The 21191-nt window shown below is 66.5% G+C and carries 22 protein-coding genes and 1 pseudogene; 10 read left to right on the top strand and 13 right to left on the bottom strand.

Annotated elements, in window-relative coordinates; all coding sequences use genetic code 11:
- The 3 genes and pseudogenes from ABWP92_RS09470 to ABWP92_RS09460 all read right to left on the bottom strand — a co-directional run.
- Positions 1-233, bottom strand: a pseudogene (locus tag ABWP92_RS09470) (tRNA 2-thiocytidine(32) synthetase TtcA); the annotation flags it as partial.
- Positions 227-598 (bottom strand): dihydroneopterin aldolase, encoded by a 372-nt coding sequence (locus tag ABWP92_RS09465; protein WP_353235126.1) that lies wholly within the window; start codon positions 596-598, stop codon positions 227-229. The pseudogene ABWP92_RS09470 and the gene ABWP92_RS09465, both read right to left, overlap by 7 nt.
- Before the next feature lie 50 nt (positions 599-648).
- Complete coding sequence (locus ABWP92_RS09460) at positions 649-1443, bottom strand: SDR family oxidoreductase (RefSeq protein WP_353235125.1); 795 nt, start codon at positions 1441-1443, stop codon at positions 649-651.
- Between ABWP92_RS09460 and ABWP92_RS09455 the strand changes: the two genes are divergently transcribed.
- The 3 genes from ABWP92_RS09455 (at position 1443) to ABWP92_RS09445 (ending at position 3849) form a co-directional block, all read left to right on the top strand.
- Entirely contained in the window at positions 1443-2576 is a 1134-nt protein-coding gene (locus ABWP92_RS09455) for a class I SAM-dependent methyltransferase (RefSeq protein ID WP_353235124.1), read from the top strand. The two genes, ABWP92_RS09460 and ABWP92_RS09455, sit on opposite strands and share 1 nt — an antisense overlap.
- Before the next feature lie 22 nt (positions 2577-2598).
- Positions 2599-2793 carry a DUF2905 domain-containing protein gene (locus ABWP92_RS09450; protein WP_353235123.1) on the top strand — a complete coding sequence of 65 codons (195 nt, stop codon included), beginning with the start codon at positions 2599-2601 and terminating at the stop codon, positions 2791-2793.
- Positions 2794-2898: 105 nt separating this feature from the next.
- Positions 2899-3849 carry an ROK family protein gene (locus ABWP92_RS09445; protein ID WP_353235122.1) on the top strand — a complete coding sequence of 317 codons (951 nt, stop codon included), beginning with the start codon at positions 2899-2901 and terminating at the stop codon, positions 3847-3849.
- Here the strand turns inward: ABWP92_RS09445 and otsA are convergent.
- The 3 genes from otsA to otsB are packed head-to-tail and all read right to left on the bottom strand — an operon-like array spanning position 3816 to position 7832.
- On the bottom strand, positions 3816-5210 hold the full coding sequence (gene otsA, locus ABWP92_RS09440; protein WP_353235121.1) for an alpha,alpha-trehalose-phosphate synthase (UDP-forming): 1395 nt from the start codon (positions 5208-5210) through the stop codon (positions 3816-3818). The genes ABWP92_RS09445 and otsA overlap by 34 nt on opposite strands.
- A 1-nt stretch (position 5211) precedes the next feature.
- Positions 5212-7062 (bottom strand): glycoside hydrolase family 15 protein, encoded by a 1851-nt coding sequence (locus tag ABWP92_RS09435; RefSeq protein WP_353235120.1) that lies wholly within the window; start codon positions 7060-7062, stop codon positions 5212-5214.
- Entirely contained in the window at positions 7059-7832 is a 774-nt protein-coding gene (gene otsB, locus ABWP92_RS09430; protein WP_353235119.1) for a trehalose-phosphatase, read from the bottom strand. Before otsB ends, ABWP92_RS09435 begins: the two co-directional genes overlap by 4 nt.
- Before the next feature lie 143 nt (positions 7833-7975).
- On the opposite strand from otsB, the gene trxC reads away from it, so the two are divergent.
- Positions 7976-8410 (top strand): thioredoxin TrxC, encoded by a 435-nt coding sequence (gene trxC / locus ABWP92_RS09425; RefSeq protein ID WP_353235118.1) that lies wholly within the window; start codon positions 7976-7978, stop codon positions 8408-8410.
- 30 nt (positions 8411-8440) lie between these two features.
- Here trxC and ABWP92_RS09420 read toward each other — a convergent pair whose 3' ends face one another.
- Positions 8441-8854, bottom strand: a complete 414-nt coding sequence (locus ABWP92_RS09420; protein ID WP_353235117.1) for a hypothetical protein — start codon at positions 8852-8854, stop codon at positions 8441-8443.
- Positions 8851-10152, bottom strand: coding sequence for a multifunctional CCA addition/repair protein (locus tag ABWP92_RS09415; RefSeq protein WP_353235116.1), 1302 nt, complete (start codon positions 10150-10152; stop codon positions 8851-8853). The genes ABWP92_RS09420 and ABWP92_RS09415 overlap by 4 nt, the downstream gene beginning before the upstream one ends.
- Positions 10153-10292: 140 nt before the next feature.
- On the opposite strand from ABWP92_RS09415, the gene ABWP92_RS09410 reads away from it, so the two are divergent.
- Entirely contained in the window at positions 10293-11276 is a 984-nt protein-coding gene (locus tag ABWP92_RS09410) for a 3-hydroxyacyl-CoA dehydrogenase (protein WP_353235115.1), read from the top strand.
- A 33-nt stretch (positions 11277-11309) separates the two neighbouring features.
- Here the strand turns inward: ABWP92_RS09410 and ABWP92_RS09405 are convergent, their stop codons facing one another.
- Complete coding sequence (locus tag ABWP92_RS09405; protein ID WP_353235114.1) at positions 11310-11993, bottom strand: glutathione S-transferase family protein; 684 nt, start codon at positions 11991-11993, stop codon at positions 11310-11312.
- Between the two features lie 105 nt (positions 11994-12098).
- On the opposite strand from ABWP92_RS09405, the gene queC reads away from it, so the two are divergent.
- A complete protein-coding gene (gene queC / locus ABWP92_RS09400; RefSeq protein ID WP_353235113.1) occupies positions 12099-12848 on the top strand; it encodes a 7-cyano-7-deazaguanine synthase QueC in 750 nt (249 codons plus the stop codon).
- Between the two features lie 80 nt (positions 12849-12928).
- On the opposite strand, the gene ABWP92_RS09395 is transcribed toward queC, so the two are convergent.
- Complete coding sequence (locus ABWP92_RS09395; protein WP_353235112.1) at positions 12929-13504, bottom strand: 5-formyltetrahydrofolate cyclo-ligase; 576 nt, start codon at positions 13502-13504, stop codon at positions 12929-12931.
- A gap of 14 nt (positions 13505-13518) precedes the next feature.
- On the opposite strand from ABWP92_RS09395, the gene ABWP92_RS09390 reads away from it, so the two are divergent.
- Positions 13519-15501 (top strand): lytic transglycosylase domain-containing protein, encoded by a 1983-nt coding sequence (locus ABWP92_RS09390; RefSeq protein WP_353235111.1) that lies wholly within the window; start codon positions 13519-13521, stop codon positions 15499-15501.
- Positions 15502-15513: 12 nt separating this feature from the next.
- On the opposite strand, the gene ABWP92_RS09385 is transcribed toward ABWP92_RS09390, so the two are convergent.
- Positions 15514-16452, bottom strand: a complete 939-nt coding sequence (locus ABWP92_RS09385) for an MBL fold metallo-hydrolase (RefSeq protein WP_353235110.1) — start codon at positions 16450-16452, stop codon at positions 15514-15516.
- Between the two features lie 131 nt (positions 16453-16583).
- Here ABWP92_RS09385 and ABWP92_RS09380 point away from each other — a divergent pair, with 131 nt between their 5' ends.
- Positions 16584-17510 carry an esterase/lipase family protein gene (locus ABWP92_RS09380; RefSeq protein WP_353235109.1) on the top strand — a complete coding sequence of 309 codons (927 nt, stop codon included), beginning with the start codon at positions 16584-16586 and terminating at the stop codon, positions 17508-17510.
- Here ABWP92_RS09380 and phhA read toward each other — a convergent pair.
- Together phhA and hppD are read right to left on the bottom strand one after the other, a co-directional pair.
- Positions 17482-18336, bottom strand: a complete 855-nt coding sequence (phhA, locus tag ABWP92_RS09375; protein WP_353235108.1) for a phenylalanine 4-monooxygenase — start codon at positions 18334-18336, stop codon at positions 17482-17484. The genes ABWP92_RS09380 and phhA overlap by 29 nt on opposite strands.
- Positions 18337-18402: 66 nt before the next feature.
- Complete coding sequence (gene hppD / locus ABWP92_RS09370) at positions 18403-19518, bottom strand: 4-hydroxyphenylpyruvate dioxygenase (protein ID WP_353235107.1); 1116 nt, start codon at positions 19516-19518, stop codon at positions 18403-18405.
- A gap of 271 nt (positions 19519-19789) precedes the next feature.
- Here hppD and ABWP92_RS09365 point away from each other — a divergent pair, with 271 nt between their 5' ends.
- Both ABWP92_RS09365 and ABWP92_RS09360 read left to right on the top strand, forming a co-directional pair.
- Complete coding sequence (locus tag ABWP92_RS09365; RefSeq protein ID WP_353235106.1) at positions 19790-20296, top strand: Lrp/AsnC family transcriptional regulator; 507 nt, start codon at positions 19790-19792, stop codon at positions 20294-20296.
- Between the two features lie 140 nt (positions 20297-20436).
- Positions 20437-21180, top strand: coding sequence for a GNAT family N-acetyltransferase (locus ABWP92_RS09360; RefSeq protein ID WP_353235105.1), 744 nt, complete (start codon positions 20437-20439; stop codon positions 21178-21180).
- Positions 21181-21191 lie beyond the last annotated feature (11 nt).

The following is a 21191-nucleotide window of genomic DNA, read 5'->3' as shown; positions in this document are numbered from 1 at the left end:
GTGTAGCTGTCCTTGCCGCCGGACATGCAGACCATGACCTTGTCGCCTTCCTCGATCATGTTGAAGTCGGTGATGGCCCGGCCCACCTCGCGGCACAGGCGTTTCTCGAGCTTGATCTGCTCGCGTTCGATCTTCACTTTCGCGGGCTTGCCGCTGGCGTCGGCCTCGGCCTGCGCCGGGGCTTCCTCGGCAATCCACGGGTTTTCGTTCATAGCGTTCATGGCGGTTACCACTGTCCGGTCTCGACGCGAATGGCTACTTCGCAGTCGTCAAAAATTTCAAGTTTCGCGATCTTGACGCGCACGCCCAGCACTCCGGGCAGCTGCATCAGGCGCTGTGCGAGTTTTCCGATCAGGCTTTCCAGCAGATTCACGTGATCGCTGCAGCATTCGTCGATGATGATCTGGCGCACCTTGCGGTAGTCCAGCACATGCAGGATGTCGTCGTCGCGCGGGGAGAGGGGCTGGGTGCCCAGATTCAACTCGGCGTCGACCTGGATCGGCTGAGGCGCGATTTTCTCATGAGCGAGGATTCCGAGGTTTGCGTCAAAGCGCAAACCCGTCAAAGTCAATATCTGGGTACCAGCGGCGTTATGCATGGTGAGGATTCCGGAAAAGGCAAGAAAAGGAGCGGCGCTGGCGAAGCCGTTTACATGAGGGAGAAATCGCGCTCGAAGCGCATCAGGTGCTGGCCGCCATCGACCAGCAGCGTCGTGCCCGTGATGGAGCGGTTGGCCAGCGCGAACTGGACGGCGGCCGCCACGTCGTCCGCTGTGGATGAACGCCCCAGCGGGCTCATGCGGTGCATCTGCTGGAATTTCTCGCCCTCCAGCATATGGCTGGTCAGCGTGAGTCCGGGCGCCACGCCGACGACGCGCACCAGCGGCGCGAGCGCAAGCGACAGCATGGTGCCAGCCGCCTCGAGCGCGGCCTTGGAGAGCGTGTAGCTCAGAAAATCGGGGTTCTGGTTCCAGAGCTTCTGGTCGAGCAGGTTGACGACCGCGCCCTGCGCATCGTCCTCGCCGCCGTCGCGCCGCTGCCGCAGATGCGCGTGCAGCGCCTGCGCCAGCAGGATCGGCGCGCCGGTGTTGCTGCGCAGGTGCCGGTCCAGCCTGGCGAAGCCGAAGGTCTGGGCGTCGTCGTGATCGAAAAGGGATGCGCTGTTGACGACCGCGTCCACATGGCCGAACCGGGCGGCCACGCGCGGCAGCAGGGCGCGCACGTCGCTTTCATCCTCGAAGTTGGCCGCGAACCGGGCGCTGTCGCCGGACAGCGCGGCGCAGCGGGCCTCGGTGTCCCTGGCGTCCTGTTCACTGGAGCGGTAATGCACGGCCACGCGCCAGCCGCCGGCCGCCAGCGCCAGTGCGATCTCACGTCCCAGGCGCTTGGCGGCGCCGGTCACGAGAACGGTGCGAGGTCGTGTGGATCGTGGGGCTTGGGGCATTGGGGGACAATCGGGGGGTGAACACATCAATAGATTCCTCAAGTTTAACGAGCGCGCTCAAGCGGCACATCGATGAGGCCATTCGCGCGGCTGGCGGCTGGCTGGCGTTCGACCGTTTCATGGAGTTGGCCCTGTACACGCCGGGCCTGGGCTATTACGCCAATGGCGTGCCGAAGTTCGGCGCCATGCCGGAGTCGGGCAGCGACTTCGTGACCGCGCCCGAGCTCTCGCCGCTGTTTGGCTGGGCGCTTGCGCAGCAGGTGGCGCAGGCCTTGGAAGAGTCGGGCACGGACCAGATCTGGGAGTTCGGCGCGGGCACGGGCGCGCTGGCAAGGCAACTGCTGGATGCGCTTGGCAGCCGCGTGAAGCGCTACACCATCGTCGATCTGTCGGGTGATCTGCGCGCGCGCCAGAAGCAGGCGCTGGAATCGTTCGGTGAGCAGGTGGCGTGGGCCGAGCAGTTGCCGGACGCCATCGAGGGAGTGATCGTCGGCAACGAGGTGCTGGACGCGATGCCGGTCAAACTCGTTCATCGCCGGGGCGGCGAGCGGGACGGCGTGTGGCACGAGCGCGGCGTGGTGCTGGCCGACGGTGGCGGCTTCGCCTGGGAGGATCGCGTGACCGATCTGCGCCCTCCCATCGGCATCCCCGGCCCGCAGGACTATCTGACCGAGCTGCAGCCGCAGGGCGAGGCCTTCATGCGCACCATCGCCGACCGCCTGAAACGCGGTGCGGCGATCTTCATCGACTACGGCTTCCCCGAAGCCGAGTTCTTTCACCCGCAGCGCCACATGGGCACGCTGGTGTGCCACCGCGCGCACCAGGTGGACTTCGATCCATTGGCCGACGTGGGGCTCAAGGACATCACCGCGCACGTCAACTTCACCGGCATGGCGCTGGCGGCGCAGGACGCGGGCCTGCAGGTGCTCGGCTACACCAGCCAGGCGCATTTCTTGCTGAACTGCGGCATCGCCGCCGAGATGCAGACGCGCGAGCAAAAGCAGCGTTCGCAGGCCGCCAAGCTGGTGATGGAGCACGAGATGGGCGAGCTCTTCAAGGTGCTGATGCTCGGCGCCGGAGCACCGTGGCTGCCGCGCGGCTTCTCCCACGGCGACCGCACGCACAGGCTATGACGGTGGGCCTGGGGGCAGCGCCATGATCCGCTGGGTCGTCGTCGTCTTTCTCGCGCTGATCCTCATCGACGGCATCATGCCCTGGCTGCGCAAGCTGGGGCTTGGGCGGTTGCCGGGGGATTTTCACTTTCGGCTGTTCGGGCGGGACTGGTTCGTTCCGCTGGCGAGCACACTGGTGCTGAGCGGATTGCTGAGCCTGATCGCGCGCTATCTTTGAGTCTTGGCGCGGGGCGGCGCGCGCATGGCCTCTTGGCTTCCCGGCCTACAGTGCCCGGCTGCCTCGTGCGGCAAGATGGAAACCCAGGAAGGAGTGTGCGCGCCAATGAAGGCCTGTGTTGACATCGGAGGCACCAAGGTCGCGGTGAGCCTGTCCCGCGGCGCAATGGATGGTGCGGATCCCCCGCCCCTGCTCACGCGCCTGGCCGAGCCCACTGCCAAGGCGGGCGACGAGCATTCGCTGGCGCGGCAGGTGCTGAGGCTGATCGATTCCGCCTGCGCGGATGCGGGCGTCAGCCGCGACCGGATCGACGCCCTGGGCGTTTCCTCCTGCGGCCCGTTCGTGAGGACAGGCCCGGGCGCAATCGAGATTACCAACCCCAATATCTGCGGCGGGCTTGCCGGAGCGCCGCGTGGCGTTCCCAACAATTGGACACGCGTTCCGCTGGAAGCGCCGCTGCGCGAGGTATTTGGCGACGTGCGCATCGCCAACGACGCGGTTGCAGCGCTCATGGCGGAGCGCCGCTGGGGCGCGCTGCGCGGCGCGAGCCACTGCGCCTACGTCACCTGGAGCACGGGCGTGGGCGTGGGCCTGTGCGTGGATGGGCGGGTGCTGCGCGGCAAGAACGGCAATGCCGGCCACGCCGGCCACAGTTTCGTGGTGGACGGTGATGCGGCGGCGCTGTGCGGCTGCGGCAACCGGGGAGACGTGGAGTCGATGGTGGCTGGCGGATCGCTGGAGCGCCGCATCGGCACGGATGCCCGCTCGCTGATGCTGGCTGCCAGCCACGGCGATGCCCAGGCCCTGCGCGTGGTGCATCGGCTGTGCGAAGTGATGGGGCGCCTGCTGTACAACCTGATCGCCACGCTGGATCTGCAGCGCATCAGCCTGGGCGGCTCGGTCTTTCTGCACCATGCACAGCTTTTGCTTCCCCTGTTGCAGGGCGAGATCAGGCGCTATTTCCCCGCGCTCACGCATGGGGTGGAGCTGTGCGCGGCGGGCCTGGGCGGGAAGGTGGGCGACTATGCCGCGCTGGCGCTGGTGGCCGAGGACTGAAGGGCCTGCAGAAACGACTCGCGCCACCAGTGGACGTCGAAGCGCGCAATGTTCTCGAGCAGCGATCGGTGCCTGCGCTGGCGTTCCTGCAGCGGCATGTGCAATGCGGCCTGGATGCTCTCGGCCATGCCCTGCGCGTCGTAGGGGTTGACCAGCAGGGCGTCCTTGAGCTGCTCGGCCGCGCCGGCGAATCGCGACAGCACCAGCACGCCGGGGTCTTCCGGATTCTGCGCGACCACGTATTCCTTGGCGACCAGATTCATGCCGTCCCGCAGCGGCGTGACCAGGCCGACGCGCGAGGCGCGGCACAGCCCGGGAACGCGTTTGCGCGCGACCGTTCGGTGGATGTAGCGCACGGGCATCCAGTCGATGTCGCCGAAATTGCCGTTGATGGCTCCGCACAATCCTTCCAGCTCGTGCCGCAGGTCCGCATAGGCGTTCACCGCATCGCGGCTCGGGGAAGCGATCATCAGCAGGGTCGCGCTGTGTTCGTTGTCGGGGTAGCGCTCCAGCAATTCGCGGAATGCGCGCACGCGCTGCGGAATGCCCTTGGAGTAGTCGAGCCGGTCGATGCCCAGCAGCAGCTGTCTGCGTGAATACTCCTTGCACACGTTCTCGTAGGTTTCCAGCGCTTCCGGCGACTGGCCCAGCCGCGTGAACTCCTGCACGTCGATGCCGATGGGAAACGCGCGTACCTCGACCGTGGCGTGATTGGCGGCCAGGCGCTGCCCCGGCAGCAGCTCGGCTCCCGCCTCGGTGGTCATGTAGCGGATGCAGTGGGCCACGTCGGCCTGGCTTTGCAGGCCCACGAGATCGTAGGCGAACAGCGACCGCATGAGCCAGTCATGCTGCGGGATGGCCGCGATCAGCAGCGCCGGCGGCAGCGGAATGTGAAGAAAGAATCCGATGCGCTGGCGGCAGCCGAGCGCGCGCAGCTCGGCCGCCAGCGGAATCAGGTGATAGTCGTGAACCCAGATCGTGTCGTCGTCGCGCAGCAGCGCCTTGAGCTTGCGGGCGAACAGCTGGTTCACCCGCCGGTAGCCGGCCAGATAGCGTGTGTTGAAGTCCGCCAGGTCCAGGCGGTAGTGGAACACCGGCCACAGCACGCTGTTGGCGTAGCCCTCGTAGTAGGTTTCGTAGTCGTTGCGGCTCAGGTCCACCGTGGCCAGCGTGACCTTGCCCGAGCTGCGCGTGTGCAGGTGGCCTTCGCCATCCGCCATGTCCTGCGCGATGGTGCCGCTCCAGCCGAACCAGAGCCCGCCAGTGCGCTGCAGCGATTCCCCCAGCGCCACGGCGAGGCCGCCGGCGGCGGGCTTGCGCGGGTCGGCGAGGCGGTTGGAGACGACGACGAGACGGCCCATCTCAGATCACCGAGCTCCAGGGCCTGGACAGCGCGATGGCCGCATTGATGATGCCCACCATCGAATAGGTCTGCGGGAAGTTGCCCCACATCTCGCCGGTGGTGGCGTGTGTGTCCTCGGACAGCAGGCCCAGCGGATTGCGCGCGGCCAGCATGGCTTCGAAGATGTCCCGGGCCTGCTCCTTGCTGCCGATGCGGGCGAGTGCGTCGATGCGCCAGAAGGTGCAGATGTTGAACGAGGTTTCCGGCTTGCCGAAATCGTCCGCGGCTTCATAGCGCCGCATGAACGGGCCGTCGCACAATGAGCGCTCCATGGCCTGCACGGTGCTCACGAACCGTGGGTCGCGCGCGTCGATCATTCCCACTTCGCTCATCAGCAGAACGCTGGCGTCAAGCTCCCTGCCGCCGAAGCTCTCGGCGAAAGCCTGGCGCTCGGGGCTCCAGGAACGCTCCAGAATTTCTTCGCGCATGCGGCTGGCGTGCTCCTTCCAGTAGTGCGCGCGTTCGTGCAGGCCGAGATGCTCGGCGATCTTGGCCAGCCGGTCGCAGGCGGCCCAGCTCATCAGCGCCGATGACGTATGCACCCGCGTGCGGGTGCGCAGCTCCCACATGCCGGCATCGGGCTGCCCATATACGCGCACCGCCTGCTCGCCGATCCGTTCGAGATAGCGGAATTCCGCCGTGCCGGCAGGATGCAGCAGGCGGCGGTCATGAAACGCCTGCGCGGCGCCGAGCACGATGTTGCCGTAGACGTCGTGCTGGAAATGCTCGGCCGCCTGGTTGCCCACGCGCACCGGTCCCATGGCGCGGTAGCCCTGCAGTTGCGGCACGGTGTCCTCAGGCAGCAGGCTCTCCAGGCCGATCCCGTAGAGCGGCTGGATATGTCCCGACGTGGCCTCCAGCACCACGTTGGAGAGCCAGCGCAGGTAGTCCTCCATCGTGCCGGTCTCGGACAGGCTGTTGAGCGCGCGCACCACGAAGAAGGCATCCCGCAGCCAGCAGTAGCGGTAGTCCCAGTTGCGCCCGCTGTCGGGCGATTCGGGAATGCTCGTGGTCATCGCGGCGACGATGGCGCCGGTTTCCTCGTACAGCGACAGCTTGAGCGTGATGGCGGCGCGTATCACCGCGTCCTGCCACTCCAGCGGAATGGACAGGCTCTGGCTCCATTTGCGCCAGTAGGCGATGGTCTCCTGCTCGAACTTCAGCGCGGTGGCCGCGATGCCCTCGGTCAACGATTCGTCGGCGCCAAGCAGGAAGTGATGGGCTCCTGTCAGCAGGAACGGCTGGGCTTCCAGCACATAGGACACCGGCGCATCGGTGTTCAGGCGCAGCGCCATCCCCGAGCCCACGTAGCGCACGTGGTTGCTGCCGCGCGTGATGGAGGGCGCCGTGCGTCCCCAGTCGAAACGCGGATTGAGCCGCACCCGGATGCGCGGCGCGCCATGCAGGCGGCGCACGGTCCGCACCAGCATGACGGGCCGGAAAAAGCGCTCGCGCGAGATGAAGCGCGGCGCGAAGTCGGTGATCTCGATGCTGTTGCCGCCGCGGTCGGTGAGCCGCGTGCGCAGCACCGCGGTGTTGGGCTCATAGGCCTGCCGGGCGCTGGCGAGGTCTTCCAGCTCGATGGCGAAGCGGCTGCCCGCGTCGCCGGGGTGCAGCAGGGCGTTGAAGACCGGGTCGCCGTCAAAGCGCGGCAGGCAACTGAAGACGATGTCGCCCTGCGCATCCACCAGGGCGCTGATGGCGCAGTTGCCGATCACGCCGAGATGCAGCGACGGCGCGAGCGGCGCGCCGAATTTCTCCGCGGCGATGCTGGCGGCGGCCTGCGTTGAAAGAAGGGGTGCGCGGGTCATGGGGTTTGGGCCTTGCATGGGTTCGCCTGCGCGCCCAGGGCGCGCGCCTGCAGCGCCAGCCACTCGCGCACCTCTTCGGGGGATTCGCAGCGCAGCAGCGCCAGGGTTTTCCCGCCGCCCACCTTCACGCCGAAGCCGCCCATGCGTTGCGCGGCGCTGAAGGCGTGCTCATCCGTGACGTCATCGCCAATGAAGAGCGGCACGCGGCTTCGGAACGGCGGCAACTGCATGAGATCCATGACGGCCTGGCCCTTGCTGGCGTCCAGGGGCTTGAGTTCCAGAACGCATTTGCCGCGCAGCAGCTCCATGCCGGGCATGTCGCCGAGCAGCTCCTGCATGAGCGCGCTGCAAAGCGGCTCCAGTTGCGGCGCGTTGCGAAAGTGCAGCGCAAGCCCGGAGGTCTTTTGCTCGAGCAGCAATCGCGGGTATGGCCCGATCGCCTGTTGAAGCCGCAATGCCGCTTCAGCCAGCCGGTGCGCGCGTCGTCCGGGATGGCCGCCGTCCTGGTCCACATCGCCGCAGCGGCAATGCGCGCCATGCTCGCTGGCGACGACGAGCCGCAGCGGATCGAGATGATGGTCGATGTCGGCAAGCGTGCGTCCGGTCACGATGGCGAGCGCGCCGCCCAGCGCCTGCCGCAGTCCGGCGAGCGTGGCGATCAGCCCATCGGCCACCCGCACCGCATCCGGGCGTGCAGCGATGTCCACCAATGTGCCGTCGAAATCAAGAAAAAGTGCATGGCCTGAAGTCAGCCGGGGAAGCCCTTGCATGGCCTTCGACCTTAGCAACTGCGGATCGAAGGAGGGTGTAGGCCATGATGCCGCAGGGCTGTCATCCGCTTGAAAACGCCGCCGCGCGCCCAACCTGATCCACATCGGCCCGTCACCGCTCTTTCCAGTGAGGGTTCATCGCCATGACTGAAAAACTGCACATCGTCTGTCCCCATTGCCACACCACCAACCGGATCGCGGCCGCCCAGCTCGGCGGCGAGGCCCATTGCGGCAGCTGCCATCAACCGCTGGTGACGGGGCGTCCCGTGCCGCTTGATGACGCCAGCTTCGTTCGGCACGTGGGGCGCAGCCAGCTCCCGGTGGTGGTCGATTTCTGGGCTCCGTGGTGCGGGCCGTGCCGCATGATGGCGCCCGCGTTCGAGCAGGCAGCGGGTACGCTGAAAACGCAGGCGCAATTCGCCAAGCTGGACACGCAGGCCCATCCGCAGGCCGCCGCGCCGTTTCATATCCGCAGCATTCCGACGATGGTGGTCTTCAGGGAGGGCCGCGAGCTCGGGCGGATCTCCGGCGCCTTGCCCGCCTCGGAAATCGTGCGCTGGGTGCAGTCCGTCATCTGAGCGCCGATTTCCACGCTCCAGAAGGCAGGGTCAGCCGGGATGGGGCGCATCGGTGACGAGCGCCGCGTTCAGCACCCGCACCCTGTGGTCGACGTAGTAGCCGCCGAACTCGGTATAGCGCATGACCTGCAGGCCGCAATGCGCGCAGCGCCAGACCGTCGAGCGGTTGACGGGAAAGTATTCCAGCGCGATCGGCGCATCCGGGCTTTCGTAGCGCGTGCGCCCAGGGTGGAACTCTTCGAAGCTGGGTTCATCCACACCGGGCTTGCGCAGGTCGGCCACTTGCCGCATCTGCGCGGCCGGCCACTGCGCGTCGGTGATGCTGTCCCAGCCCTGGTGGCGCGCGAGCCGGCAGTCGCAGGCCTCGCCCGATGTTCCGAGAGCGGCCAGTTCGCGCAACTCCTGTGTGGTGCTGATCTGCATGGGAATGGGGCGCGTGTTCATGTGGGCGGATTCTCCCCGCCGGGCGATAACCCTTGCGGCTGGCCGGACTGCCCGGGCTGCGTGGACAGCCAGGCCCGCAGGGCTTCGCGGCGGGCGTCTGCAATGGCCGCCGCGATGGCTTCCCCCTTGAGACCGCGCTGCATGGCGGCGGCGGCCACCGGGCCGGTGCGGACCTCCAGCACGGCCCGAAGAGCGCCCGCCAGCCGCTCGCGCTGCGGATAGGGGCGGTTCTCGAAACCCAGCCGTCCGCGCGCGTCGCATTCGCAGGCCAGCAGGGCGTCGGCGAAACGCTGCGGCTTGCGGACGGCGTCGCAGCGTTCGAGCAGCCGAAGCAGTGCGCGGGCATCGAGCTCCTGGCTGCGGTGAATGTTGCCATGCTCGCGCGCCACGAGCACTGCCAGTTCGCGCAGGTCGTTGGGCACGCGCCAGCGCTCGCAGAGCGCGTGGGTCAGGCCGACGCTGCGCTGCTCATGCGCGTGGTGGCGCGGCAGGATGGCGGGCGGCGTCGTGCCCTTGCCGAGATCGTGGCACAGGCAGGCCAGGCGCACGCCGAGCGGGGCGGCGAGCCGCGCGGACATGTCCAGCACCATCATCACATGCACGCCGGTGTCCACCTCGGGGTGGAACTCGGCGCGCTGCGGGACGCCCCACAGGCGGTCGAGTTCCGGCATCAGCCGCCCGAGCGCGCCGCACTCGCGCAGCACGGCGAACATGCGCGACGGGCTGGACTCCATGAGGCCGCGCGAAAGCTCCTGCCAGACACGCTCGGCCACCAGGTGGTCCATCTCGCCTTCGGCCACCATCGCGCGCATCAGCGCCATGGTCTGCGGCGCGACGCGGTAATCGGCGAACCGCGCCGCGAACCGCGCGGTGCGCAGGATGCGCACGGGGTCTTCGCGAAAGGAGCCGGTCACATGGCGCAGCACCTTGTCGCGCAGGTCGTCGCGGCCACGGTACGGGTCGATGACGGCGCCGGCGTCGCCATTCCAGTCGGGTGGGGCGGCCATGGCGTTGATGGTCAGGTCGCGGCGCGAGAGGTCTTCCTCCAGCGTGACGTCGGGCGAGGCCTGCACCACGAAGCCGCGATAGCCGCGCCCGCTCTTGCGCTCGGTGCGCGCGAGCGCGTATTCCTCATGTGTGCGAGGATGAAGAAAGACGGGAAAGTCGCGGCCCACGGCCACATAGCCGAGGTTTGTCATGTCATCGGGCGTGGCGCCCACCACCACCCAGTCCCGGTCGTGCAAGGGCCGGCCCATCAGCCTGTCGCGCACCGCGCCGCCCACCATGAAGATTTGCATGTGCGAAGTGTAGTGTCGGATGCGGCCGATGGCTCGCCTCGCGAGCGCGCCGCCGGCCGCCGCAGGCGTTAGCATGTGCCGTCGCCGCGGTTCATCGCCATGTTCGCGCGGCCTTTTCCCGACAGCAAGGACCTTTTCCCATGCAAGACGCACGATCCGTCACGGCACCCGCCACCACGCCCAGCGCGGCACCCACCGTAGCTATAGTGGGCGCAGGCAGCATCGGCGTGGCTTTCGCCATTGTTTTCGCGCGCACCGGACACCCCGTGCGCCTGTTCGATCCGGACGCTGCGGCGCGTGAGCGCGCCCGCATCACCTTCGCCAGCCGCCTTGAGGATCTGGCGCAAGCCGGTCTCCAGGAGCGCGCCCAAATCGCCTCCGTCGTGCAGCGCCTGACTATCTGCCCGGCGCTTGCCGATGCCGTCGGCGCCGCCGATCTGGTGATCGAGTGCGCGCCCGAGCGGGTGGACGTCAAGCGCGACCTGTTCGCGCAGCTCGATGTGCTGGCGCCGCGCCATGCGGTGCTTGCGAGCGCTTCGTCGGCGCTGCCCGCGTCGCAGTACGCCAGCGCGCTCGAGGGCCGTGAGCGCTGCCTGGTGCTGCATCCGGGCAATCCGCCGTATCTGATCGCGGTGCTGGAAGTCGTGCCCGCGCCGTTCACCAGCCAGGCCACGGTCGATCGCGCCAGCCGCATCGCCGCGGGCGCGGGGCTGAAGCCGGTGCTGGTGGCCCGCGAGGTCGAGGGCTTCGTGTTCAACCGCCTGCAGGGCGCCGTGCTGCGCGAGGCCTATTGCCTGGTGCGCGACGGTGTCGCCAGCGTGGAAGACATCGATACGGTGGTGCGCGACGGCCTGGGCATGCGCTGGTCGGTGATCGGTCCGTTCGAGACCGTGGACCTCAATACGCGCGGCGGCATTGCATCGCACGCGCTGAAGATGGGGCCGGCATACGAGCGCATGGGCAGGGAGCGCGGGCAGAACGATCCATGGACGCCGGAGCTGGTCGCCAAGGTCGAGGCGCAGCGCCGCGCGGCCTTGCCGCTCGATCAATGGGAGGAGCGGGTCGCATGGCGCGATCGCGCGCTCATGCAGGTGGTGAAGCTGCGCGGCGAATCGGCTGAGTAGCCCGGCCGTAGCCCAGCCGGAAATGGCCGCGGGCTAGCGGCGCACGCGATAGGGCTCGTCGAACGGCACGAAGTCCTGCTCCGCGAGCGCGTCCCTCACCCAGGCCGCCACGCCGGGCAGCGCCAGCACGCGGTCGACATATGCCCGGATGTGCTCGGGCACAGGCAGGGCGTAGGTGGCGATGCGCGAGCATACCGGCGCGTAGTAGGCGTCCGCGATGCTGAATTCGCCGAACAGCATCGGCCCCTTGTAGGTGCCCAGCAGGCCGCCCCACATGTCGATCAGCCGCTGCACGTCGGCCCGCACGCCGGGCCTGTCGCGCCAGACCAGCGCGCCTACGTCGGGCAGGCTGGCTTCGATGTTCATGCCGCAGTGGCTGCGCAGCGCGGTGAAGCCGCTGTGCATTTCCGCGCAGATGCTGCGCGCGTTGGCTCGGGCCTTCGTGTCCCGGGGCCACAGGTTCTTTTCGGGGAATTTCTCGGCCAGGTATTCGGCGATGGCGAGCGTGTCCCAGACCGTGATGTCGCCGTCCACCAGGGCCGGCACCTTGCCGGTGGGGGAGATGGCCTCGAGCCTTTGCTTGAAGCGCGAGCCGGGCTCGAAGCTGTCGAAGCGCACCATGACTTCCTCGAACGGAATCTGCGCCTGCTTGAGCAATACCCAGGGCCGCATGGACCAGGACGAGTAATTCTTGTTGCCGATGAGAAGCTGGATCATGGCGTGTTGTCCCATGCAAGTAAGAAGAAAAAGGCCCCTCAGTGTAGGCCCACCGGATTCCGATGGCGACGGCCGGGTGTTCCGCGGGTGCTCTAATTGCGCACCATGATTTCGCGTTCTTCCCTCTCCATTTCCAGCTCCGCGACCGGGTGCCACAAGGCGGCGCTGGTGCTTTTCTCGGGCGGCCAGGATTCCACCACCTGTCTTGCGCAGGCGCTTGCGCGCCATGAGCGCGTGGAAACGCTGGGCTTTGATTACGGCCAGCGGCATGGCGTGGAGATGCAGGTGCGCCTTCGCGCCCGCCAGGCGCTGGCCGATGCATTCCCCGAATGGCGCGGCCGGCTTGGCGAAGACCATGTGCTGTCGCTGGACGTGCTCTCGCAGATCGGCGGCTCGTCGCTCACCGACGACGTGGCCTTCGAGATGCAGGCCGACGGCCTACCCAACACGTTCGTGCCGGGGCGCAACCTGTTGTTCCTGACGTTGGCGGGCGCGCTGGCGTACCGGCGTGGCCTGTCGGTGATCGTCACCGGTGTGTGCGAGACCGATTTTTCGGGCTATCCCGATTGCCGCGACGACACGATGAAGGCCATGCAGCTGGCGCTCAATCTCGGCCTGGAGCGGCGATTGTTGATAGAGACGCCGCTGATGTGGCTGGACAAGGCCCAGACCTGGCAACTGGCGCAGGAGCTGGGCGGGGACAGGCTGGTGGAACTGATCCGCAAGGAGACGCACACCTGCTACCTCGGCGTTCGCGAGCAGCTCCACGATTGGGGATACGGCTGCGGCGAATGTCCGGCATGCCGGTTGCGGGCGCAGGGGTGGGAGCGATGGGAGCGTCAGCAGAAAGGCTGAGCGCCATTCCCGGTGCCGCTCTCGAAATTGCTTTAATTAGAAACAGTTGTATCTAATTTGATTGGGAATATGCCGCAGCGTCACCCGATCGGCCAGACCACCCCGTTGTCGTTCAGGATGGCGTCCAGCGGCAGGTCGTGCGGCTCGGGCTCGAAATCGTCGAGATAGCCGCAGGTGTAGCCCAGCCCCACGGTGACGGGGCGCGGCTGCAGCGCGGCCAGCGTGCGGTCGTAGAAGCCGCCGCCGTAGCCCAGGCGGTATCCGCCCGCGCTGTAGCCCACGCAGGGCACGAACAGGAGCGTGGGGACGATCAGCTCGGTGTCCTTGGGCTTGGGAATGCCGTAGGCGTCCTCCTCCATCGGGCAGCCGGGATACCAGGCGTGGAAGGTGAGGGTCTTGTGCTCGCGGTTGACCACCGGAAGCCCGATGCGGCGGCGCTGGGGCTCGTCCAGAAGCTCTCCGTCCTCCTTCCAGCGGTGCAGGGCGGGCAGGGGGTCGAACTCGCCCTTGATGGGCCAGTACGCGCCAATGACGAGATCGGGCCGGTCCACCAGCCAGATGCGCATGACGCGCTGCAGCATGTCCGCTCTCGTCAGTCGATCAGGCAAATTCAGGCGTTGTTCTACCAGTGTTCGGCGCAGGGCTGCTTTGTCCATCACATAATCCCACAATGCAATGGCTCAAGATTCTGACACCGTTCCTGCTCGGGGCTAGCCTGGCGGGCGCGCTTGCCTCTGTCTCGGCGCAGACCCGGGGGGACGAAGTGCTGCTCGAGATGCAGAAGGCATTCCGGCAGAAGGACAAGCAAAAGCTCACGGCGCTGCTGCCCGCGGCGCGCGGCCACATGCTCGAACCCTGGGCGGCCTACTGGGAGTTGAAGGCGCGGCTCGAAGAGGCGACGCAGGATGAGGTCGATGCGTTCCTGCAACGCTATGCGGGCAGCTACCAGGAAGACCGGCTGCGCAACGACTGGCTGCTTTTGCTCGGCCAGCGGCGCGACTGGGAGCGCTTCATGGACATGCACGCCAAGTTCCGCATGCGCGACGACAAGGAAGTGCAGTGCTACGCCATGAATGTCGATCAGATGACCGGCAAGGCCGATGAGGACATGCCCCTGCGGGTGCTGGCCAACTGGTATGCGCAGCGCGAGGTGGACGACGGCTGCGCGAACGCCGCCGCCGATCTGTATGCCGCCAGGAAGATCAAGGCCGCCGACGTCTGGCGCAAGGCGCGGCTGTCAGCCGAGGCCAACCGCCTGCGCGCCGTGCGCAAGGCGGTGGAGATCGTCGCTCCCGAGGCGGTGGGCAACCTGCGCGACGCGGTGGATTCGCCCACCAAATACCTGACGGGCCGCGCCATGGCGCGCGGCAAGATGAAGCAGGAATTCATCGTGCTGGCGCTGATCCGCATGGCGATGAGCGATCCGGAAGCCGCCGCGCGGCTGCTCGACAGCAAGTGGGGCGTGCAGCTTTCGCCGGAAGAGCGCAACTGGCTCTGGGGGCTGATAGGCAAGCAGTCCGCGATCGGGCTCTCGCCCAATGCCCTCGGCTACTTTGCCAACGTGAGCCGCGATGCCGACCTGAACGATGACATGCTGGGCTGGCGCGCGCGGGCCGCGCTGCGGGCCGGGCAGTGGAAGACGGTGGCGCGCAGCATCGATGCGATGAGCGCGGCCGGCCGCGCCGATCCGGCCTGGGTCTATTGGCGCGGGCGCGCCTACACGAGCAACCGGCCCGGCGACGAGGATCGCGCCAACGCCCGGCGATTGTTCGAGAGCATCGCCGGGACCAGCGGCTTCTACGAGCAACTGGCGGGCGAGGAACTGGGCCAGCGTGTGGCGCCGCCACCGGCGCCAGCGCCGTTGACGCAGGAGGAAATGGCCAACGCGCGCGCCAATCCTTCGCTCAATCGTGGCCTGTTCGCCATTTCACTGGGGCTGCGCAGCGAAGGCGTGCGCGAGTGGAACTACGCCACCAACCTTCATACGCAGGGCGGCATGGGCGACCGTGAACTGCTGGCGGCGGCCGACCTGGCCTGCAAGCACGAGGTCTGGGACCGCTGCATCAATACCAGCGAGCGCACCAGGTCGTTCGTCGATGTGGCGCAGCGCTTTCCGATGCCGTTCCGCGCGTCGGTGGTCGATCATGCCAACCGTATCGGGCTCGATCCGGCCTACGTCTATGGGCTGATCCGCCAGGAAAGCCGTTTCATCATGGACGCGCGCTCGCATGTGGGCGCGTCGGGCCTGATGCAGGTGATGCCCGCCACCGCCCGCTGGACGGCTCGCAAGATCGGCATGTCCGGCTTCACGCCGGACATGATCTACGATCGGGAAACCAACATCACCATCGGCACCGCATACCTGAAACTGGCGCTGGATGATTTCGACGATTCGATGGCGCTGGCCGCAGCGGGCTACAACGCCGGCCCGGGCCGCCCGCGCAACTGGCGCAACGGCCCGGTGCTGGAAGGCGCCATCTGGGCCGAGAACGTGCCGTTCGGCGAGACGCGCACCTACGTGAAGAACGTGCTGGCGAATACGACCAATTACGCGGCCATTCTCACGGGGCAGCCGCAGTCGATCAAGTCGCGCCTGGGCAACATCGGCCCGCGCCTGGCGGGCGAGCCCGAGCCGAACAAGGATCTGCCCTGATCCCCGGTGGGCTCAGGCGTTGACCAGCAGCTCGCCGTCGCGCGCCGCCGCGCCGCCGTCGACGAGGTCCTGGATCAGCTCTGCCGCCCATTGGTCAGCGTCCCGGCTGGAGAAATGCCGCTGGCGCAGCACCTGGAAATAAGGCGTGGCGCGCAGCCACCGCAAGGCCTCGCCGATGGGAATGCGCTGCCATTCGAGCAGCTTGTACTTGAGCAGGACCTTGGCCGCGTGGCGCGCATGCTTGACCGGATCGGACCGGAATCCGGCCAGCCTGCGGCGCGCGATGGCGAGCGCCCCGGGCACGTCGCCAAAGACCGGGCCGTGGCCGGGAATCACGACCCGGGGGGCGAGGCGCTCGATCAGTTCGAGCGTGGCGTCCACGTCCTCGAAACCCTCTTCGCCGTCGAGCTCGGGAAACACCACGCCGAAGCCGTTTTCCCATAGCGCGTCGCCTGAAATGAGCACGCGGGCCGCGGGCTCGAAAAGGATGACGGCGTGCGTGTCATGCCCCGGCGCCGCGTGGATCTGCCAGATGCTGTCGCCCAGCGCGATCTCGCTTCCCGGCGCGAGCACATCGTCCGCGTGAAAGCGCGGGCAGGTCTGGCCCGTGGGCTGGTAGCTGAGCGCGTCGGCGTTCCAGTCGCGCACATGCTGGAATTGCCCCGGAGGGATGAGCGTGCGCAAGTGCGGCCATTGCGCCTGCAGCGCCGCGTTGCCCCCGCAGTGGTCGCTGTGCAGGTGGGTGTTGATCAGCAGGTTGAGCGGCTTTCCCTGCAGGCCGCAGAGCACCAGGTCGACGGTCTGCCCGGCATGGATGAAATAGCCGCTGTCCACCAGCGCGCAGCCGTGCCGGCCCTGGAAAAGAATGTTGTTGGCGGACAGCCAGCCGCGCTCCAGCACGGTGATGCCATGGGGAAGGTCTGGCGCGGAGGCCGGCGCGGAAGTATTCATTGGCGGTCCTGGCGGACGGTTGTCTCTGGGTTGGTGTCCAGCCATTGTGCCCGCGCCGGGGGCGCGAAAGTGGACGATCCATGCACAATCTGCGCTATCCCGTTCCCGGATTTCAAGGAAGGCAGTGATCCATGGTGGCCTGGTGGTTGCGTGTGGTGAGTGTGTTCAACGTGCTCTGCGTGATGGCGTGGTGTGCATGGGCCTGGCCGCGTTCGCCATGGCTCGCGGTGGCGGGCGTGGCGTTCGCGCTGATGGCGGGGCGGCTCTGGCTGGGGATGGAGTTTCTGGCGATGCTCGCGTTCAAGAGGCGCATGCGCCTCGGGCGTCCCGGGCTGGAGGCCGTCATGCACGCCTGGAGCGCGGAAACCCACGTGTCCGCGCGCTGCTTCGCGTGGCTGATGCCGTGGCGCGAATGGGCCGTGCCCGATCATCTGCCGCCGGATGCGCAGGGCCGCCAGGGCATCGTTCTGGTGCACGGCTGGCTGTGCAACCGCGCGGTGTGGACCGATGTGATGCGTGATCTGCGCGCTCTCGACGTGCCGTTCATCGCCGTGAGCCTGCCGCTGCTGCTGCACCGCATCGAGGACGCGCGGCCGATGCTGGATTCGGCAGCGCGGCGTCTGTGCTCGGCGACCGGCCTGCCTGCGCTGATGATGGCGCACAGCATGGGAGGACTGGTCGTGCGCGACTGGCTGCGAGGCCTCGATGGCGGTGATCCGCAGGCCGCGCACCTTCCGCGTGACGTGGTGACGGTGGCCAGTCCGCATCGCGGATCGCCTCTCGCGCATTGCATGTGGGGCGCGAACGTGAGGCAGATGCTGCCCGCTGGCGACTGGCTGGAGCGCCTGCGCGCAGATGAAGCGCGCGAAGGGAGCGCGTTTTCGCGCGTGCGCTGGCATTGCGTTTTCTCCGATTGCGACAACGTGGTGTTTCCCGAGGCGAACTGCGTGCTCGACGCGGCGCAGGTGTTTCCGCTGGCCGGGTATGCGCACATGCAGATGCTGCGTGCGCCGAAGCTGCATGCGCTGGTCAGCTCGCTGCTCGGGCGGGCGCAATGAGCAATTCACTGTCGGCGCCGTACTCCGGCAGCGTCTCCAGTTCTTCGTAGAGCGGGGTGAAATCGGGCTCGGTCAGGGCGAACAGTTGCTCGAAGCTGTCGATCACGAAATAGGTCTGCTGGTAGGTGTCGATCTTGTAGCGCGTGCGCATGGTGCGCTTGAGCTCCAGCGGGAGCCTGCGGGGCACGGGGCTTTGCACGCTGTACCGCAGTTCGCCGCCAGAGCTCAGGATGCCGGCGCCATAGGCCCGCAGGCCCTGTTCTTCGCGGATCAGGCCGAACTCGATGGTGTACCAGTACAGGCGTGACAGCATTTCGCAGTGGCCCAGCTTCTCCGCCTTGAGTCCGCCCTGGCCGTAGCGCTGCATGTAGTCGGCGATCACCGGGTTGAAGAGCAGCGGCACATGCCCGAACAGGTCGTGGAAGACGTCGGGCTCGGCGATGTAGTCAAGCTCGCCCGGCGTGCGTATCCAGTCGGTGACCGGAAACTTCCTGTCGGCGAGCAGCGTGAAGAAGGCGGTCTCTGGAATCAGTCCGGGCACCGCGACGATTTGCCATCCGGTGGCCTTGCACAGGCTGTCATTGATGTCGTCGAAGCGCGGAATGCGTTCCTTCGCCCCCAGCCTGGGCAGCACGTCGATGAACGCCCGGCAGGCCAGGCCCGGCAGCAGCGCGGACTGGCGTTCGTAGAGCCGGCGGTAGGTGGCGTGGTCCTGTTCGGTATATGCGGCGACGTCCTGGGCGCAGGTGTAATCCGCGCCCGCGCGGCCATAGTCGCCGCGCGGCGGCCGGCTCGACTGGCCATAGACAACGGGTGCCTGTCCCATGATGCTGCTCCTTTTTTTTCGCCATGGCCTGCTGGCGTGTCTCCCGCCGTGGCAGGCGCGGGAACGCTAGAGCACGCCGCGGCGCATTTGGTCGAGTTCGATGCTCTCGAAAAGCGCCTTGAAGTTGCCGTTGCCGAAACCGTCGTCGCCCTTGCGCTGGATGAACTCGAAGAAGATCGGCCCGAGCTGGTTCTCGCTGAAGATCTGCAGCAGGATGGCGTCCTTCTTGCCGTCGATGAGAATCTTGCGCTTGTGCAATTCCTGCACGTTTTCGCCATGGCCCGGAATGCGCTTGTCGATCAGTTCGTAGTAGGTGTCGATGGTGTCCAGCAGGCGCACGCCGTTGCCGCGCAGCGCGTCCACCGTGCGGTACAGGTCGCAGGATCCCAGTGCGATGTGCTGGATGCCCTCGCCCTTGTACATGTCCAGGTATTCCTGGATCTGGCCCGGCTTTTCCTTGCCTTCCTCATTGATCGGGATGCGGATCTTGCCGCAGGGGCTGGTCATGGCCTTGCTCTTGACGCCGGTGACCTGGCCTTCGATGTCGAAATAACGGATCTCGCGGAAGTTGAACAGGCGCTCGTAGAAATCGGCCCACTCGACCATGCGGCCGCGGTGCACGTTGTGCGTGAGGTGGTCGATGTAGGTGAGGCCTGCGCCCTTGGGATGCAGCATGTCTTCCGTGCTGATTCCGGGCAGCGGCGTGAAGTCCACGTCGAAAAAACCGATATTGCCGATATCGCCGGGCCACGCCCCGTTCTTGCCGCGCCAGCGGTCCACGAAGTAGATCAGGCTGTCGCCCACGCCCTTGATGGCGGGAATGTTCAACTGGCCCGGCTCCGCCGTGCCCGCATAGCCCCATGCGCCCAGATTGAGCGCCCGCTCGTAGGCCGCCTTGGCGTCGTGCACGCGAAAGGCGATCGCGCAGACGCTCGGGCCATGCAGCCGCGCAAAGCGCTGGGCGAAGCTGTCGGGCTCGGCGTTGATGATGAAGTTGATCTCGCCCTGGCGGTACAGGAGCACGTTCTTGTGGCGATGGCGCGCCACGGCCCTGAAGCCCATGGCTTCGAATGCCCGGCCCATGGCGGCGGGGTCGGGCGCGGCATATTCGATGAACTCGAAGCCGTCGGTGCCCATGGGATTTTCCCAAGCGGACTCGCCCGGGGCCAGCATTGGGTTCATGTCAGGCGCGTTCATTGATATGCCCCCAAAATTCTATGATGTGAAAACTCATGTGTCTGATGATGGTCATGGCATTACCAATTGATGTGGCTGGCAATGGAATGGCTTATCAGGGAATGTAATTGGCATCATCAGCAATTTTTCGCTGGATTAATCGTTGTATTGATTAATTTTTGCATTTTTAATGCGCATTTATAAGATTTCAAACAATGAATGCGCGTTAGGGAAGTCTCGCATTTCAAAACGGAGACCACGGCCCCAGAATCGCCGCATGAGCACACCCACACCTAGCAGTGATTCCGCTGGCAATTCGCTGGACAAGCTGGACCGCGCGATCCTGCGCTGCCTGCAGGCCAACGGACGCGAAACCTATGACGTGATCGGCGAGAAGGTGGGGCTGTCCCCCAGTGCGGTGCTGCGGCGCGCCAAGCGGCTGGAGGAGGCGGGGATCATCGAGCGCTATGTCGCCCTGGTCAGGCCCGAGGCGGTGGGTCTGGGGCTCACCGCCTATCTCAACGTGCGGCTGGAAAAGCACACCGAAAGCCACAAGCGCAATCCCATGGACGTGTTCCGCGCGAGCGTGCAGACTTGGCCGGAAGTGGTGGAGTGCGCGGCGCTCACTGGCGAGATGGACTATCTGCTGCGCGTGGTGGTGGCCGACATGGCGCACTACAGCCGCTTCATCATGGACACGCTGCTCACGCACCCGAGCGTGCAGGACTGCAAGACCAGCTTCGTGCTGGACCGGGTCAAGGCCACGACTGCGGTTCCGGTATAGGTCGCCCGAGCCCGCGCGGGGCCCGCGATACGTCCTCACGTGTCCCGGAAATGACAACAAACGTGAAAGCCCTCCAATTCATATTGCAATGCAACAAAATCAAAACACAAACCTAGGGAAAACCCTAGAATCGCGTCATCATGCTAATGACGAAAGATTGGTTGCTTGCTTCCTGGGACATCGGCCGGCGCTTCTGGGGCGCGGGCTCCGCTGACGATCAACCGTCGCCGATTCAGCGAGGTAAATCGAAAATGGCTTTTGCTTCCGTGCCGATGCGCTCGCTGGCCGCGCAGCATCGCGAGCGCATCGCCGCGCACCTGATGAGCCTCAGCCCCGAGGACCGCTACCTGCGCTTTGGCTATCCGGCAAGCGATGGCCAGGTGCGCCGCTATGTGGACCATATCGATTTCGACCGCGACGAAGTCATCGGCATCTTCAACCGCCGTCTCGAGCTCATCGCCATGGCCCACGTGGCCTATGCCACGAACGACGAATTCAGGAGCTGCGCCGAATTCGGCGTCTCGGTGCTCTCCAAGGCGCGCGGGCGCGGCTATGGCGCGCAATTGTTCGACCGCGCCGTGATGCTGGCCCGCAGCCGCGATGTGAAGATGATGTTCATCCACGCCCTGTCGGAGAACACCGCCATGCTGCGCATCGCCCGCAACGCCGGAGCCACCGTGCATCGCGAAGGCTCCGAATCCGAAGCCTATCTGGAGCTGCCTCCCGCGAGTTTCGACACCCACATGAGCAAGATCGTCGCGGTGCAATTCGGCGAAATGGACTATCAGTTCAAGAAGCAGGCCAAGCAGTTCTGGGACTTCCTGGGCAACCTGCAGGAAATCCGCCAGGGCGTGCGCGACGGCCGCCACCAATCGGCTGAGTAGGCAGCAGTCAG

It is taken from the genome of Diaphorobacter ruginosibacter, assembly GCF_040396215.1.
Classification (GTDB): domain Bacteria; phylum Pseudomonadota; class Gammaproteobacteria; order Burkholderiales; family Burkholderiaceae_C; genus Diaphorobacter_A; species Diaphorobacter_A ruginosibacter_A.
Note: the sequence above shows the minus strand (reverse complement) of the source record. Positions and strands in the feature narration are given on the sequence as shown.